The organism is Paenibacillus bovis, from assembly GCF_001421015.2.
GTDB lineage: Bacteria > Bacillota > Bacilli > Paenibacillales > Paenibacillaceae > Saccharibacillus > Saccharibacillus bovis.
This window is the reverse complement of sequence record NZ_CP013023.1, coordinates 3,942,908-3,959,616: the sequence shown is the minus strand read 5'-3', so window position 1 is coordinate 3,959,616 and position 16,709 is coordinate 3,942,908. Positions and strand designations below refer to the sequence as shown.

Genomic DNA, 16,709 nt, shown 5'->3' with positions numbered 1-16,709 from the left:
TCATGTCCATTACGCGAAAAAAAGGACCTTTGTATTTACAGGTCAAGAAGATTATCAAAGACCGCATTCTGCATGGCGTCTATCCGATGGGAACCACGATCCCCTCCGAGCCGCAGCTGGAAAGCGAGTTTGGCGTCAGCAAAATGACCGTACGCAATGCGGTGCAGGAATTGGCCCAGGAAGGCTATGTCGAAAAGCGCAGTGGTGTCGGCACAACCGTTATCCGCAATACATCCCTTTCCCGGTTGTCTAAGGGCAAACGCTTCACCGAATTACTGGTGGAAGAAGGACACCAGATTCGCAAGCAGCTGCTGCACTCGGTTTGGGTCACCAATGAACCGGATAGCGAAATCTACCGTCTGTTCGGACCACGCTGTCTCAAAGTAGAACGGCTATACTGGCTGGATGAGCAGCCCTATATTCATTATGTGAACTATCTGGCGCCCGTATTTCCGCTATCACTGGAATTAAAAGGGCTGGAACTGCAGTCAATGTATGATCTGATCGAGGATTACGGGATTGAACTGCATAATTTCAAAGACAGTTTTACGGTAGGCACTGCCGACTTTGCCACAGAAGCATTGCTGCGGGTGGAAGAGAATACAGCACTGCTGCAGCGGCTGCGCTATTCTTATGATACCGACGGCAATCTGATTGAATACAGCAGAGGCTTTTACAATACGGAGCTTCAGCATTATCTGGTCAATTATGATGTCTAGCAAATATCTTCTGGAGTGGTAATAAAATACGGGAATACAAACAACACCGGGCTTCTGTGCAGAAGTCCGGTATTGTTTGTATTTTGGAATATATGTGAATCAATATCTGCTGCTGTTACTGCTATGAACATCCGCTATTGCTCCTGCATGAATATCTAATACTCCATCCAGATCGAGCCGCTGGTTTGCTAAACTTGGATTATGCTAAAATGACAGTACATCATACTACATACGGATTTACAGCCGTAGCCAAGGGAGAATACACATGCCGGGAACTTTATTTATCAACGGACGATTTAACCAACTTACCGGACTGCCGGCTGGAGCCGATGCGGTCTATGCCGAGAATGGCCGGATTCGGGCGATTGGCAGTACCGGGGAATTGAAACTGCAGCTGACAGGCACAGACTATAATACCGTCGATTGGCAGGGGAATTGGGTGCTTCCCGGATTGGTCGATTCCCATATGCATTTGTCCATGCACGGAATGAAGCTGTCCATGCTGGACTTTTCGAATGTACGCTCCAGGGAAGAGATGCTGCACATGATTCGTGAGCGGGTGAATAGTACACCGGCCGGAGAATGGATTCTGGGACTGAATTGGAACGAAAATTCATTTACGCCGGCGATTCCGCCGCTGCGCCGGGAACTGGACGAGATCACAACCGATCACCCGATCTATCTGACCCGTACCTGCTTCCATGCGTATCTGGCCAATAGTGAAGCTTTCCGCCGTGCAGGCGTAACAGCAGCCACTCCCGATCCTCAGTCAGGTGCATATGGCCGCGATGAGGCCGGAGAATTGAATGGCTGGGTGTATGAGGAAGCCAATATGGCTTTTGCTGCAGTACAGCCCGAACCCGATTATGCCACTCGCAAAAATGCTATCCGGCGTGCCTGCGAAGATGCACTTCGTCTGGGTCTGACCGGAGCGCATACAGAGGATCTGCGCTTTCTCGGCAGCATTGAGACGATGCGCCGAATCTACCGGGAACTGCGGGAAGAAGGACTGAATTTCCGCAGCCATCAGCTTATTTACTATACACATCTGGATGAAGCCGAAGCACTCGGTGTACGCGCTGGAGACGGAGATGAATGGATGCGGATTGGTGCAGCCAAGATTTTCTCCGATGGTGCGATCGGCGGTAGAACAGCACTGCTTCAGCAGCCTTACAGTGATGCACCTGCTACGAAGGGGATGGCGATTCATCCACAGGAGCGCCTGAATGAAATTACTGTCCGTGCCCGCAGTCTGGGCTTCCCTATTGCTGTGCATGCTATTGGTGACGGTGCTGCCGATATGACTCTATCAGCAATGGAGGCTTATCCGCTGCAGGGAATCAGTCATTTGCCGGATCGCTTTATTCATGCACAGGTGCTGGATGCGCCATTGCTCAAGCGGATGACACGGCTGCAGATGATCGCCGATATTCAGCCGCGGTTTGTAGCGAGTGACTTCCCGTGGGTGATGGACCGGGTAGGGTCGGAACGTACGCAATATCTCTATGCCTGGAAAAAAATGCTGGATGCAGGTGTAGTGTGTGCCGGTGGCAGCGATGCGCCAATCGAGCCGCTGAATCCGCTGCTCGGCCTGCATGCAGCCGTGACACGGCGCAGACCCGATATGGCAGAGCCGGCCAATGGATATCTGCCAGAAGAGCGGCTCAGTATTCATGAAGCTGTACAGCTGTTTACAACTGGCAGTGCTGCTGCAGTAGCCGAGCAGGATCATCGTGGCTCGATAGCGATAGGGAATGCGGCGGACTTTACAGTACTGGATCGTGATCTTTATGAAAGTGCGGAGACACTGCTGCAGGCGAAAGTCAGGATGACGATCGTAAATGGTCTGATAGGATATCAGGAGTCATAAATAAATCTTAAATACAAGATATCTTGATTTTTGATCGTGTAGATGATATGATTTCACCATCGCACTGCAAGACAGCATTCGTGATAACCAATATAATTCCATAATATATTTATCCTCGGGGCGGGGTGAAATTCCCCACCGGCGGTGTTGAGACAGGATCGGACGCGTTCATGCGCTTCCTTGATCAGTCTCTCAGTCCGTGACCCGTAATCTGTGCCTTGTGGCCGGATGCGGTGGATCTGGTGAGAATCCGGAGCCGACAGTATAGTCTGGATGGGAGAGGAAAGAGAGTACCGCCATATATAATGGCAGTATTTCATTTGTTATTCATTATGCATAAGGTAATGGTTCTATTTGCAATGTCTTTTTCGACCTGGTCGGATAAGATTGCAGGATAGAATATCTGTCGGCATCGTCTGTGCAGCTGTCTTGATGACAGAACCTTATTGGATGTACATGAAATGTACAGGAACCGGAAGTTGGGACCAGGTGTATTTGATGTATCCGTTTGTCTGCCTGAGGCGGATCGGAACACTTTTACCTGTGTTTTGCTTCTCGAACTGGACATTATCTGCATAAATGTACTGTAAATGGATAACGAATTTAGATTCCTTTTATACACTCAGCCCCGTAGATCCGGCATTTTGCCGATTTGCGGGGCTTTTTAGCGGCTGTATAAGGTGAGATTGTTTGTTCTTTATAATTTTGTTACTATGTTATGAATAGTAACCATATATATGGTCTGCAGGATATTCAGGAAGCATCTGCTCCAGCAGTATGGTGCCGATCTGGCAGCTTGCCGGACGTATATATGAAATCGATCCAGCAGAATCATTGACTCACCCAAAGGAGCCTCGAAAATGAATATATTAAACGATGAATTCTATATGTCACTTGCCCTGGATATGGCCGAAAAAGCCCAGGGACAAACCGATATTAATCCGGTTGTCGGCTGTGTAGTAGTCAAAGACGGACGGATCGTCGGAATGGGAGCCCATCTGAGACGGGGCACCGGACACGCCGAAGTACATGCGCTCAATATGGCGGGTACAGAAGCGGAAGGTGCTACAGCCTATGTCACACTGGAACCCTGCAGCCATTATGGCAAAACACCGCCATGCAGTGACCGTCTGATCAAAGAAAAGGTCAAGCGGGTAGTCGTAGCAGCGGTAGATCCCAATCCGCAGGTCGCCGGTTCTGGCATTGAACGTCTGCGCAGTAACGGCATCGAAGTGATAACCGGAGTGCTGGCTGAACGTTCCGAGCGTCTGAACGAGACTTTTAACAAATACATCACAACCGGACTTCCATTTGTTACGCTCAAGACAGCCAGCACACTGGATGGACGTTTGGCTTCCCGTACAGGCGATAGCAAATGGATCTCGAACAGCGATGCCCGTGAGCGTGTACATGGGATGCGTCATCGCCATCAGGGGATTATGGTCGGCATTGGTACCGTACTGGCTGATGATCCGGAGCTGACTACCCGTACAGCGACACCGGGTATCAATCCGGTACGGATTGTAATCGATTCGCAGCTGCGTATTCCCGATCAGGCCCGATTGCTGAACACAGAGCAGGCGGATACAATGATAGTTACTACTGCACAGGCAGATCCTGTACGTGCCAGTCAGCTGGAGAGTCGAGGCATTCGGATTTTGCGCTGTGGAGAGGGGCCTCATGTTGACCTGACGCTGGCGATGCGGATGCTGGGAGAACAGGAGATTTCCTCGATTCTGCTGGAAGGTGGCGGACGGCTCAACGGCTCTATGCTGGAAGCTGGTCTGGTCGATCGGGTAACTCTGTTCTTCGCACCAAAGTTGATCGGTGGCGATATGTCGACGTTTACCTTTGACGGATTCGAGAAAATGAATCAGGCAGTTACTCTGGAGCAGGTAGAAGTGGAGACGCTGGAGGACAACGTCTGTATCAGCGGACGTACTCGTTATCATCATCTGTAAATAAACGGCTCTGCGATAGATGTAGCCATCAGGCTGCGCATCTGTTGCAAATATAATACCAAGTATTCACATATATTTATTTGATATTTCGTTTAAACAGAATTCAGGTTCGAACAGAGTTCCAGGATGTATTGATAGAAACATAGTCTGAAGTCAAGGAGGATACCCATGTTTACTGGATTAATTGAAGAAATCGGCACGCTCAAGCGCAGTGAACGCCGGGGAGAGACGATGGTACTCGGGATTGCTGCTTCACGCATTATGCCTGGGTTGGCTATTGGCGACAGTGTCGCATGCAATGGAGTCTGTCTGACAGTTACCTCGATAGCCGGTTCTCTGTTTACAGTAGATGTAATGCCGGAGACACACCGGCTGTCCAGTCTCAAGGATCTGCGTTCCGGCAGTCCGATCAATCTGGAAAGGGCTATGGCGGCTAATGGAAGATTTGGTGGTCATATTGTCCAGGGACATGTGGATGGTACAGCGGTTGTTGAACAGGTAGAACATAATCAGAACGCGGTTATTTTTCAAATCAAGCCACAGGATACATCGCTGTTCCGCTATATTATTCCCAAAGGCTCTATCGCTGTGGATGGCATCAGTCTGACTGTCATTGCAGTCATGAATAATACTTTTACGATCTCGATCATTCCGCATACGCTCAAAGAAACAGTGCTTGCCCATCGCAAGCCGGGAGATACTGTGAATCTGGAATGTGATGTTCTAGGCAAGTATGTAGAACATATGCTGCAGTATCGCTCTGCTTCGCCGAATGATGCCCAGCAGGGTTCCCAATCTACACTGACAGCGAACTTCTTGCAGGAGAACGGTTATATGTAAACGGCTGCGGTTTGGTGTATACCAACCATACATTTACAAACAAAGGAGGCCAACATTATGGATAACGAACTTTCTGGATTGGACCGGATAGAAGAAGCGCTCCAGGATTTGCAGCAGGGCAAGGTCGTCATCGTCGTAGATGACGAAGATCGCGAGAACGAAGGCGACTTTATCGCACTGGCGGACCATGCTCCCCCCAGGTTATTAACTTTATGGTTACTGAAGGCAGAGGTCTGGTCTGTCTACCAATCACAGCAGAACGAGCCGAGGAATTGCAGTTACAGCCAATGGTTGCCCAGAATACGGATTACCATGGCACGGCATTTACCGTATCGGTCGATCATGTGAGCACATCGACAGGTATCTCTGCTCATGAACGCTCCATGACCGCTAAGGCAATTACCGACCCAGCTGCAGGCCCCGAGCATTTCCGCCGCCCGGGTCACATGTTTCCTTTGATCGCCAATCCCGGCGGTGTCTTGTCGAGACCCGGTCATACCGAAGCCGCTATCGATCTGGCCCGTCTCTGCGGAGCATCTCCCGCAGGCGTCATCTGCGAGATCATGAACGAAGACGGCACCATGGCTCGCCTGGATCAACTGCGCACCCTGGCTGCCAAACATAACCTGAAACTCATCAGCATCCAGGCTCTAATCACCTATTTACAAAAACAAAACAGCTCCATCCAAAGCAACCCATCTTAATCCATTATCATAATAACACCAAGCCAAACTGATGAATGATAAGGTGGATCATTCCAAGCTACATTAAATCAAGCAAAACAATCCAATCATCAACTACCAAATCACTATAACAAGACCAAATTCACACCATCATCACAAAACCAATTAACTCTGTCTCCCAACCTATCAATACCAGCTAAACCCCGGCAAGCAGCGCAGCGCCCTTGCCACTCTACCGGCCCTACCCTTTTTTTCGGGAGATATGCAAGTAACTCAGATGCACGGAGCGAGGGGAAAGGAATGATCCACAAGGCCGACATTTAAGAATGGATATCGACTGCGGAGCAGTCTTTCCAGATATCCATTCTTAACCGGAGGCCGGCGGAGCATCCTTTCCCCGAGCGGCCCCATCACAGAGCACGGGCTGTTCTCCCACTAACCCCAATCGAAATGAGGAATTTAACCATGGCTAACATTTTTGAAGGACATTTAGTATCACAGGATCTGAAATTCGGTATCGTTGTTGCCCGTTTTAACGAGTTCATCACCAGCAAGCTGCTCAGCGGTGCGCTGGATGCTCTGCAGCGTCACGGCACGCCACAGGACAATGTAGATGTCGCATGGGTACCTGGCGCTTTTGAAATTCCGCTGATTGCCCTGAAAATGGCCGAATCCGGCAAATACGATGCAGTTATCACCCTGGGCACTGTTATTCGCGGATCTACTTCTCATTATGACTATGTCTGCAACGAAGTCGCCAAAGGCGTATCCGCGATCAATCTGAAAACGGGCGTACCGGTGATCTTCGGTGTTGTAACTACCGAGAACATTGAGCAGGCGATCGAGCGTGCCGGTACCAAAGCGGGCAACAAAGGCTGGGATTCCGCCAATGCGGCGATTGAAATGGCGAATTTGTCCAAACAGCTCAAATAATTACTGAATAGTAGCGATTTTTGCGAAAAGAGGCTATCCTGAAAAGGATTAGGCCTCTTTTTTGCTGAATATGTATAGTCATAGCCATACATTAAGGATAAAATAAGGTTTGTATGTTAAGCTTGTCGATGCTGCTGTCTATGCCTTTTCATGAAGAAGGAATAGGCATATGGATAATAGCGTATCGAATGAATCCCATTAAAGGAGTGTGCCTGTGACTGTACTGTACAAACTGGAAACGTTTGAAGGGCCGCTCGATTTGCTGCTTCATCTAATTGACGAATCGGAAATTGACATCCAGAACATTCCGATCAGTGAAATCACGGAACAGTATCTGGAGTATCTTCATAGTATGAAGGAGCTTGAGCTTGAAGTAACGAGCGAATTTCTCGTGATGGCGGCGACGCTACTGTCGATCAAGAGCAAGCTGCTGCTGCCAAGGCCGCCGGTCATGGAGATGGATGATTTTGATTATTATGAGGAAGAAGATCTGGACCCGCGTGCAGAGCTGGTACGCAAGCTCGTCGAGTACCGCAAGTACAAGGGTATTGCCGGACACCTGCGCGAGCGCGAGGAAGAGCGGAGTCTTATTTTTACCAAGGAACCCGAAGACCTTAAGGCATTTACCGCCAAAGTCAATTACAATCCGGTAGAAGGACTGCATACAATGGACCTGGTGGAAGCATTCCGCAAGGCCTTGCGCAGAGCGAGCCGGAGAACACAGATTACCCGCATCCAGCGAGACGAGATTTCGGTCAAGGACCGGATTCGTCAGGTGGCGAGCCGCTTTTTGGCGCTGGAAAAAGGAGAGAACCTGTTATTCTCCAAACTGCTGGATCAGGAAATGTATCGCCATGAGATCGTTGTGACCTTTTTGGCTATACTGGAAATGATGAAAATGAAGCAGATTGCCTGTTATCAGAGCCAGCTCTTTGATGACATTGTGATGGAGTGGAGAGGAGAAATAAGCATTAATGAAGTCCCAGAAGTTGAAAGCAGTTATTGAAGGCATGCTGTTCCTCGCAGGTGAAGAGGGACTGAATGTCAAGCAGATCGCCGAAGTAACCGATCAGACGGTACAAACGGTACAGATCGCAATTGATGAGCTGCAGGCGGATCTCAAAAAAGCCCGTCGCGGTATTCAGATTATTCATATCGCTGGCAGCTATCAGCTGTCCACCCTGCCTGCTCATGCCTCTTATTATGAAAAGCTGGCGGAATCGCCCAATCGCTCTTCCTTGTCCCAGGCTGCGCTGGAGACGCTCTCGATTGTCGCATATCGCCAGCCGATTACCAGAGTGGAGATTGAAGAGATTCGCGGTGTCAAATCGGAGCGACCTATTTATACATTGGTCAACAAGGATCTGATTCAGGAAGTGGGTCGTGCAGAAGCGATTGGACGTCCGATCCTGTATGGAACGACCAAAGCCTTTTTGGATTATTTTGGTCTCAGCGGATTACGTGAGCTGCCGGATGCAGCTCTGTTCGAGGATGAGGGCGATCTGGAAGAGGAGACCCAGCTGCTGTTCAATCGCCTGGAAGAACAGACCTATAATGAAGATATTCCTGCCCTGGAAGAGTTGGGCGAGGAATTGATCGAGGCTGCTGAAGAGGCACTGGATCATGCAGAAGCTGCATTCCAGCAACCGGATACAGACGAGCCGGCTATCCATCCCCCTATGCAGGATGAGACCGACTCAACTGCTCAGTCTGCTGCTCCGGACAGCCAGTACAGCAGCAGCGAAGCAGACTCCCAGCACGATAATGATCACAAAAATACGTAACCGGACATCAAATCCATCACTGGAATTGCGGGAAAATAGTGACCCTTATCAATGAGAATAACATCAAAAAGCAGGTTAACCGCGCATACACCGGTTAACCTGCTTTTTTGTCCAGCTACCTGGGAATATTATTTTTTTAATAACAAATACAGAAAATACGGAGCCCCGATAAAAGCCACCACAATTCCAGCGGGCAAACCATCCGGATCAGCAAGATTGCGTCCAATCAGATCGGCCAATAGCAGCAGCCAGCCGCCAATCAGAATCGATACCGGCACAAACAGCTGGTGCCGCGGGCCAACAAGCGCTCTGGCAATATGAGGAGCCATTAATCCGATAAAAGCAATCCCTCCGGTGACCGATACTGCTGAAGCTGCCAGCGCTACGGCAGCGAGCATAAGCAGAATCCGGTCACGCTGAATAGGTACTCCTGCCCCTACAGCCGTCTCTTCATTAAGTGCCAGCAGATTGAGCGACCGGCATTTGTACAATACAAATGGAATCAATAGAATTAGCCATGGCAGCAGTGCCAGTACAAAAGGCCAATCTGTTCCCCAGACATTACCGGCCAGCCATCTGGAGATAAAGTCTACTTTTACCCGATCTACTGACGAGATCAATACAATCATCACGCCGGACAAGGCCAGCGAGAATCCGACGCCTGTAATAATCAGTTTAATCGGCTGCAGCCCTTCGGCACGGCTGTAGGAGAACCAGTAGATCAATACTGCAGTTAGTAGGGCGGCGGCAAAAGCAACAACAGGAAGCACATAGACAAAGCTGCCTACTTCCAGTGGAGCAAATAAAAAGAAGACGGTTACGCCCACACCGGCTCCGGCATTGATTCCGATAATACCTGGATCAGCCAGTTCATTGCGCGTAACCCCCTGCAGGACTGCACCTGCCAGGGCGAGTGCCATGCCGGCCAGCAGGGTAACTATCATGCGCGGCAAACGGATAGAAAAAATAACAAATTCATCTACAAATGAACCCTGACCGAGCAGTGTCGGAATAATTCGGCTGAATGAGACAGAAGAGCCGCCTATGCCGAGTGCAGCAATAATAGTCGCTAGCGTCAACAGAGTCAAAACGAGCAGAACCAGCTGCTGCTGACGACGGGATTGTATAGTCTTGATCATAGGGATCGTACTCCTTTACGTACGATCAGCAGGAAAAAGGGAAGACCAATGATCGCAATAATAGCAGCAATAGGCGTCTCGAATGGAGCATTGATCATTCGTGCCAGTGTATCCGCAAAAACCATAAAAGCTCCACCGAGTACAGCGGATAATGGCAGAATAGTCCGGTAATCGGTTCCGGAGAACATTCGTACAAAATGCGGAATCATCAGCCCGACAAAAGCCAGATTGCCGACCAGCGCTACTCCTGCACCTGCCAACAGGGTAATCAATACGAACATGATAATTTTGATCCGGCTTGTTTTCAGTCCGAGACCTATCGCTGTGCTTTCGCTAAGACTGAGAATTGTCAGTTGACGCGACAGAATCATGGCTATGATCAGACAAATTATGATAACAGGTGTGATCATCTGAATCTGCGCCCAGGTCGTACCAATTAATCCCCCAGATGTCCACATGGATACACTTTTCGAAATTTTGAATATCAGACTGATTCCTTCTGCTACTGCAGTCAATAACGCCGATACTGCCGCACCGGCAAGTACCATGCGCAGTGGCGACATATTACGCTTGCGCAGCGCCGCGATTCCAAAAACCAGCAGCACACCGACGGCCGCCCCGACAAAGCAGGCGACCATGGTGCCCATATAACCAATTCCCGGGAAAAAGGCAAACACAACCGCCAGTGCTGCACTCGCGCCTGCACTCAAGCCCAGCAGTCCCGGATCAGCCAGCGGATTACGGGTCAGCCCCTGCATAATTGCTCCGGCAACTGCCAGTGCTGCGCCAACCAGAATACCGGCCAATTCACGAGGCAGCCGCAATTCGCGAATAATGGAAATATCTCCACCAGAAACTTCCGGTCGGAAAATCGCATCACGTATATCCAGCAGGGAGATATTTTTGGCGCCAACCATAATCGCAGTCACAAATACAACAACAAGTACGATCAGGCTCAGAAGCAGCTGAACCGGAAAAGTACGTAGACCTGTTTTGGAATTTGAATGTTTCATAGCCCCATCATTTCCTTCATTTAATTTAGAAAAAAAGGAACGCCAGGCGCTCCTTTTTGGTGAATATTCTGAATGTAGGACTAGCCAAGCAGTGACTTGGTAATAAAGTCCAGCTGGTAATCCAGTGTTACAGCATCATTGAAATAAAATCCGCGTGCATCCGCTTCATATACATGCTTGTTTTTGACAGCCGGAATATTTTTGTAAGTGTCCGTATTCTGGAACGAAGCATCTACGCTTGGATCTTTACTGTAGATTACATAATCGCCCAGATAATCCGGCAGCACTTCCAGAGACAGATCATAATAACCATCTTTGGAAGTCATCGCTTTGACTTTCTCCGGCATTTTCAATCCCATTGCCTGGTAAATGATTTCGGTACCCCGTCCCCACGCATCTCCGAAAACATAGAGCTGCTTGGAGTCGCCTTCCATGACAGTTACAGAAGCATCATCACCGATTTTGGCTTTGATTTCGGAGCCTGCTTTGGCAGCACGTTTTTTAAAATCGGCTACCCATGCTGCACCTTCGTCTGCTTTATTGATCGCTTTGGCTACCTCTTCGACCTGGGTTAGGTAATCTACCTTGTTATAGGTATACGTAACGAGTGGAGCGATTTGTTTTAGCTTGTCCGCATTTTTCACCGTATTGCCGGCAATGATCAGATCGGGCTTGAGCTCGATAATCTTTTCCAGATTGTCTGCCGATACTTCGGTTACTCCATCCAGATAGGATTTGAAGTTGGGGCTGGCCATTGTCCAGGAATCGACGCCCACGAGTGGAACACCGAATTTCATTACATTACCGGCATAACCGTCCAGAGCGATAACACGCTGTGGATGGGCAGGAACTTCAATCGGACCGGTCTCGGATTGATATGTAATCGTTGTGGCATTGTCGCTTGAACTGCTGTTTTGTGAAGCCGCTGCACTATCTGCAGGTGCACTGCTTTGCTGATTGCCGCAGGCAGCCAGGATTAGAACGAATACCATTAATAATGGCAGTAACCATTTTTTCATACTGAAATTCCCCTTTTTAATAGAATGAAATTGATAATCATTATCATATAACAATAAAACTTTAAGGGGATAAAGTATATTTGTCAATATCCGTTTTGGCAAAATATTGTGCATGTCCTGAAATATAAGACTGGATAAGAGCAACGGTTTTTTATTTGTTTTTAGTGTCCAGGCTATAGAAAAACAGCTGCAAACAAAGGGTAAATTGATGGTTGTCTGTAAGACTTTGTTTACGCAATAAATATAGTCCTCTTTTATACACCAATATAGATTTGCTTCTTGCTATTAGTCGTAGTAAGGTGTAGGCATAACCCAATATCGAAAGGATGAATTGAACGATGAGCAATCTGCAAATCACGCCTTATCGCCTTACTCTGCAAGACTGGCAGTTCAAAGCAGCTGATGAGAATGAGTGGTTGTCTGCCGAGGTACCAGGGACGGTGCATACCGATCTGCTGGCACATAATAAAATTCCCGATCCATTCTATGGTACGAATGAAAAAGATGTACAGTGGATCGATAAAAAGGATTGGGAATACATAACAACTATTCAGGTGGATGAAGCGATTTTGCAGCATTCACATTTGGAGCTGGTGTTCCACGGTTTGGATACCTATGCGGATGTCTATATGAATGATCAACTGGTGTTGTCCGCAGATAATATGTTCCGTACCTGGAGAGCCGATGTCAAAGGCTATGCCAAAGCAGGCGAGAACACGATACGTATTTATTTCCGCTCCCCGATTAACGAAGATCTGCCAAAGCTGGAAGCGTTGGGCTATGCATTGCCGGCCAGCAATGACCAATCCGATGTAGGGGAACTGGGAGAGCAGCGTGTCAGTATTTTTGCCCGCAAAGCTCCGTATCATTATGGCTGGGACTGGGGTCCGCGCTTTGTAACAAGCGGTATCTGGCGTGAAGCCGAACTGGTCGCCTGGTCAGAAGTGCGAATCGAAGACGTGTATATTCGTCAAAATCATGTAACTGCCGAATCTGCCGAACTAACAGCCGTGATCCAGATCTATTCCGAGCAGAAACGCAAAGGCAATGTGCATATCCGGACTGAAGACCAGAATTGGGAGCAGCAGGTGACGCTGCAGGAAGGAACCGATACGATCGAGATTCCTTTGACATTGGAGAACCCCAAATTATGGTGGTCCAGAGGACTTGGTGAAGCACATTTGTATACGTTTACAATATCGGTGACAGAAGCGGTCGATCAGCAGAAAACGTTCGCAGAGCAGAGTGTGCGCACAGGTATTCGCTCTGTGCGTCTGGTTCGAGAAAAGCAGGGCGATTCTCCGGGAACGTCGTTCTACTTCGAGCTGAACGGTGTACCTGTATTTGCCAAGGGAGCCAATCATATTCCCAATGACAGCTTCCTGCCAAGAGTGACTTATGAGAGATATCGTCATGAGATCGTATCTGCTGCCGAAGCGAATATGAATATGCTGCGTGTGTGGGGTGGCGGTATTTACGAAAATAATGAGTTTTATGAGCTGTGTGACGAATACGGTATTATGGTCTGGCAGGACTTTATGTTCGCCTGCAGTATGTATCCGGGGGATGAAGAATTCCTCGACAGTGTACAGGCGGAAGCCGAAGAAAATGTACGTCGTCTGCGCAATCATCCGTCGGTCGTTCTCTGGTGCGGTAATAATGAAATGGATTCCGCATGGGCGCATTATATTGAAGACGGCGGCTGGGGCTGGAAAAAGAACTATACGGCAGAGCAGCGCGAGCAGATCTGGAATGACTACAAGGCTGTATTCCACGAGCTGCTGCCTGATGTAGTAGCCAGCGAATCACCTGGCATTGATTACTGGGCTTCTTCTCCAATGGTCGATATGACCGATACGGTGGAACAGCATACACAAGGACTGACCGACAGTGGAGATATTCACTATTGGGGCGTATGGCATGGCAGTGAGCCATTTGAGCGATATAACGAATATGTAGGGCGATTTATGAGTGAGTATGGATTCCAGTCTTTCCCGGAGTATCGTTCGGTGCGTACGTATGCTGAAGAAGCGGATATGGAGCTGGAATCCGAAGTCATGCTTCGTCACCAAAAGAATGGCTCGGGTAACCGACTGATCAAGGAATATATGGACAAATATTTGCCAGAGCCCAAAGACTTTCCATCCTTCCTGTATATGAGTCAGGTACTTCAGGCAGAAGCGATGCAGATGGCGATTGAAGCGCATCGTCGCAACAAGCCTTACTGCATGGGTACGTTGTACTGGCAGATGAATGACTGCTGGCCGGTAGCTTCCTGGGCAGGCATGGATTACTTTGGCCGCTGGAAAGCACTGCATTATTATGCCAAGCGCAGCTTCCGTGATATTGCGGTATCCGTAGACAGTTCGAATAAAGAGCAATTTGATATTTATGCAATTTCCGATGTGCTGGCACCGGCTGCCTTGACGATCCGTGTCAAAGTGCTGGGTACCGATGGCGGATTGTACAAAGAAATTCCGCAATCATTCAGTCTGGCAGGCAATGAGTGCCTGAAGCTGATGTCCCTGTCAAAAGATCATCTGCTGGATGGTGTAGATCCGCATCAGGCAGTGCTGCTGGTAGAGCTGGAGCATGATGGTGTCATCATCGATTCCCAGCTAAGCTACTTTGTATCCTACAAAGACATAGCGTTAAACCAGCCGAATATTACAGTGACACAAAAGGAAGAGAACGGTATCACCGTAATCGAGCTGACAACAGACGAGCTCGCTCGCCAGGTATGGCTGTCTGCTGATAATGCCGGAGAATTCAGCGATAACTTCTTCGATATGCTGCCGGGACAGACGTATCGTGTTCACTTCTGCCAGTTGAATGAAATAAAGGATGCGCATCTGTCACAGCCACAGTACGGTCTGTCTGCTGCAGCCATGATTCCATCCCGTGCCGAAGGATTACAGGTAACCTCGATGGCAGACTATATCAAATAAATAGAATATAAATTTGTATTTTCGCATCATAACGAGTAGAATTTTTTTGCAGTTTGCAGTTTGCAGTTTGCAGTTTGCAGTTTGCAGTTTGCACTAATTGGATATGCAACAGTTCTGAATAGCCATAGTAAAAATCCCCATTCTGCCAAAACAGCAGGTGGGGATTTTGGTTTTGCCGGTTGAAAATTTGTTGTCACCAATAAAATATATAAATTATGTAGGCTTTTTGTACGATCAGATCTCATCATAATATCTATACCGTTTCACTATGATTACAGCATATAATACCAGAAAATTGCCTTTTCGTGCGCAGTCGAGAATTTGGAATACAACATCGTATCGATACCGCCAATAACAAATCCTTTTCTGGCATAAAAACGGCAAGCGGACAGATTCACGTCCTGCGTTTCCAGTGCAAGACCGATCAGCTTATTTTGTCTGGCCCATTCTATAGCTTGGTCAAGCAGCAGACTGCCGATCCCTTTTTGTCGCCAGCTTTGACATATACCGAGGTCTTCTATAAAAGCATATCCGTTCCACGAGACTCTTAGCCGGATCTGTCCTACGCAATGATGATCACTATAATAGAAAAAAACCGCTTTGTGCGTATTGTTTATATAGCTATCATCAATATTCTCATCTTCGTATTCTTTTGGATAAGGTTTGTCGTACAATTCCTCTGTATAACTCCAGCAATCATTTTCATATTGTGGAATCAAACGTCCAATTACCGTAAATCCTTCATTGGATCGGTTATAGTCGTGTTTATTGGCATTATCCATTTGCTGAATCAATATAATTCCTCCAGTTTTGATAGTTTTCAGGCATAACCTATATTCTGTTTTGCCCGTGAGTATCTTCCTTTATTATACATAGAATGAAAATGCTTTCTGTGAAAAGTTGTTCCTGCTAAATCCTATTTGAAAAAACAGCCGTATAAATAGGATCAAGCATCAAAATACAGGCTGAAAACAGGCTAACTTTATGCTTTATCTTGTGATTTTGTTCGCATATGAGTATCATTAACATGAGGTGAAATGACTATTATGGAACGATTGCAGAAAATATTGGCTCAAGCAGGTATAGCTTCACGCCGTAAAAGTGAAGAACTGATTCTGGCGGGAAAAGTAACCGTCAATGGTGAGGTAGTCACTGAGTTGGGAACCAAAGCTGATCCGACTGTCGATGAAATCACAGTGAATGGACGATCCATCGCAGCTGAGAAAAAAGTATACTATATGTTTAATAAGCCAAAAGGAGTCATCACGAGTGTAACCGATCCGGAAGGACGGAAAACGGTGCAGGACTATCTCAAAGGCGTTAATGAGCGTGTATTCCCGGTTGGACGTCTGGATTATGACTCCGAAGGATTGCTGATACTGACCAACGATGGTGAACTGGCTAACAGATTGACCCATCCCAAGCATCATGTACCCAAAACCTATCTGGTTACGGTAGAAGGGGTGCCGCATGGTGATTCCCTGGAGAAATTCCGTCGTGGTATCCAATTGGAAGATGGTATGACCCAGCCTGCAGAGGCTGAATATTACGATATCGATACAGACAAAAAACAGGCGACGATTCGTGTCACGATCTACGAAGGCAAGAACCGCCAGATCCGTCGTATGTTTGATGCGCTCTCGCATAAAGTTATCCGTCTGAAACGGATCGCTTTTGGCGAACTGCTGATTGGCAATCTTAAACGAGGCCTGCACCGTCCGCTCAGCAAACAGGAGCTCGATGCCCTGCAAAAAGGCTCCAAATAAGTAGCACCACAATACTACAGAAATCGTTGATTTC

General features: G+C 47.9%; 12 protein-coding genes, 2 pseudogenes and 1 riboswitch. Of the genes and pseudogenes, 10 read left to right on the top strand and 4 right to left on the bottom strand.

What is annotated here, in order from left to right:
* Window positions 1-2 precede the first annotated feature (2 nt).
* From AR543_RS16845 to scpB, 8 genes and pseudogenes are all read left to right on the top strand, one after another.
* A complete protein-coding gene (locus tag AR543_RS16845; RefSeq protein WP_060535595.1) occupies window positions 3-719 on the top strand; it encodes a GntR family transcriptional regulator in 717 nt (238 codons plus the stop codon).
* Window positions 720-984: 265 nt separating this feature from the next.
* Window positions 985-2,589 carry an amidohydrolase gene (locus AR543_RS16840; protein ID WP_060535594.1) on the top strand — a complete coding sequence of 535 codons (1,605 nt, stop codon included), beginning with the start codon at window positions 985-987 and terminating at the stop codon, window positions 2,587-2,589.
* Window positions 2,590-2,696: 107 nt separating this feature from the next.
* Window positions 2,697-2,878, top strand: a riboswitch (FMN riboswitch).
* Window positions 2,879-3,449: 571 nt separating this feature from the next.
* Window positions 3,450-4,550: a bifunctional diaminohydroxyphosphoribosylaminopyrimidine deaminase/5-amino-6-(5-phosphoribosylamino)uracil reductase RibD gene (gene ribD / locus AR543_RS16835; RefSeq protein ID WP_060535593.1), complete on the top strand. Its 1,101-nt coding sequence runs from the start codon at window positions 3,450-3,452 to the stop codon at window positions 4,548-4,550.
* A gap of 168 nt (window positions 4,551-4,718) precedes the next feature.
* Window positions 4,719-5,390 (top strand): riboflavin synthase, encoded by a 672-nt coding sequence (gene ribE / locus AR543_RS16830; protein ID WP_060535592.1) that lies wholly within the window; start codon window positions 4,719-4,721, stop codon window positions 5,388-5,390.
* A gap of 57 nt (window positions 5,391-5,447) precedes the next feature.
* Window positions 5,448-6,079, top strand: a pseudogene (gene ribB / locus AR543_RS16825) (3,4-dihydroxy-2-butanone-4-phosphate synthase); the annotation flags it as partial.
* Between the two features lie 459 nt (window positions 6,080-6,538).
* Window positions 6,539-7,006, top strand: a complete 468-nt coding sequence (gene ribH, locus AR543_RS16820) for a 6,7-dimethyl-8-ribityllumazine synthase (RefSeq protein ID WP_060535591.1) — start codon at window positions 6,539-6,541, stop codon at window positions 7,004-7,006.
* Between the two features lie 214 nt (window positions 7,007-7,220).
* A complete protein-coding gene (locus AR543_RS16815) occupies window positions 7,221-8,012 on the top strand; it encodes a segregation and condensation protein A (RefSeq protein WP_060535590.1) in 792 nt (263 codons plus the stop codon).
* Window positions 7,981-8,583 (top strand): annotated as a pseudogene (scpB, locus tag AR543_RS16810) (SMC-Scp complex subunit ScpB); the annotation flags it as partial. The gene AR543_RS16815 and the pseudogene scpB, both read left to right, overlap by 32 nt.
* A 335-nt stretch (window positions 8,584-8,918) precedes the next feature.
* Here scpB and AR543_RS16805 read toward each other — a convergent pair.
* From AR543_RS16805 to AR543_RS16795, 3 genes are all read right to left on the bottom strand, one after another.
* A complete protein-coding gene (locus AR543_RS16805; protein WP_060535589.1) occupies window positions 8,919-9,929 on the bottom strand; it encodes a FecCD family ABC transporter permease in 1,011 nt (336 codons plus the stop codon).
* Window positions 9,926-10,942 (bottom strand): FecCD family ABC transporter permease, encoded by a 1,017-nt coding sequence (locus AR543_RS16800; protein ID WP_060535588.1) that lies wholly within the window; start codon window positions 10,940-10,942, stop codon window positions 9,926-9,928. Before AR543_RS16800 ends, AR543_RS16805 begins: the two co-directional genes overlap by 4 nt.
* 80 nt (window positions 10,943-11,022) lie before the next feature.
* On the bottom strand, window positions 11,023-11,961 hold the full coding sequence (locus tag AR543_RS16795; RefSeq protein ID WP_060535587.1) for an iron-hydroxamate ABC transporter substrate-binding protein: 939 nt from the start codon (window positions 11,959-11,961) through the stop codon (window positions 11,023-11,025).
* A 338-nt stretch (window positions 11,962-12,299) separates the two neighbouring features.
* Here AR543_RS16795 and AR543_RS16790 point away from each other — a divergent pair, with 338 nt between their 5' ends.
* Window positions 12,300-14,909 carry a beta-mannosidase gene (locus AR543_RS16790; protein WP_060535586.1) on the top strand — a complete coding sequence of 870 codons (2,610 nt, stop codon included), beginning with the start codon at window positions 12,300-12,302 and terminating at the stop codon, window positions 14,907-14,909.
* A 272-nt stretch (window positions 14,910-15,181) separates the two neighbouring features.
* On the opposite strand, the gene AR543_RS16785 is transcribed toward AR543_RS16790, so the two are convergent.
* The gene (locus AR543_RS16785; protein ID WP_060535585.1) at window positions 15,182-15,703 is read right to left on the bottom strand and encodes a GNAT family N-acetyltransferase; all 522 of its coding nucleotides are present in this window, start codon (window positions 15,701-15,703) and stop codon (window positions 15,182-15,184) included.
* Window positions 15,704-15,955: 252 nt separating this feature from the next.
* Here AR543_RS16785 and AR543_RS16780 point away from each other — a divergent pair, with 252 nt between their 5' ends.
* Window positions 15,956-16,675 (top strand): pseudouridine synthase, encoded by a 720-nt coding sequence (locus AR543_RS16780; protein ID WP_060535584.1) that lies wholly within the window; start codon window positions 15,956-15,958, stop codon window positions 16,673-16,675.
* Window positions 16,676-16,709 lie beyond the last annotated feature (34 nt).

Coding starts and splice junctions, on each gene's coding strand:
- AR543_RS16845 (WP_060535595.1), top strand. CDS start 3: ATGTCCATTACGCGAAAAAAAGGACCTTTGTATTTACAGGTCAAGAAG.
- AR543_RS16840 (WP_060535594.1), top strand. CDS start 985: ATGCCGGGAACTTTATTTATCAACGGACGATTTAACCAACTTACCGGA.
- ribD (WP_060535593.1), top strand. CDS start 3,450: ATGAATATATTAAACGATGAATTCTATATGTCACTTGCCCTGGATATG.
- ribE (WP_060535592.1), top strand. CDS start 4,719: ATGTTTACTGGATTAATTGAAGAAATCGGCACGCTCAAGCGCAGTGAA.
- ribH (WP_060535591.1), top strand. CDS start 6,539: ATGGCTAACATTTTTGAAGGACATTTAGTATCACAGGATCTGAAATTC.
- AR543_RS16805 (WP_060535589.1), bottom strand. CDS start 9,929: ATGATCAAGACTATACAATCCCGTCGTCAGCAGCAGCTGGTTCTGCTC.
- AR543_RS16800 (WP_060535588.1), bottom strand. CDS start 10,942: ATGAAACATTCAAATTCCAAAACAGGTCTACGTACTTTTCCGGTTCAG.
- AR543_RS16795 (WP_060535587.1), bottom strand. CDS start 11,961: ATGAAAAAATGGTTACTGCCATTATTAATGGTATTCGTTCTAATCCTG.
- AR543_RS16790 (WP_060535586.1), top strand. CDS start 12,300: ATGAGCAATCTGCAAATCACGCCTTATCGCCTTACTCTGCAAGACTGG.
- AR543_RS16780 (WP_060535584.1), top strand. CDS start 15,956: ATGGAACGATTGCAGAAAATATTGGCTCAAGCAGGTATAGCTTCACGC.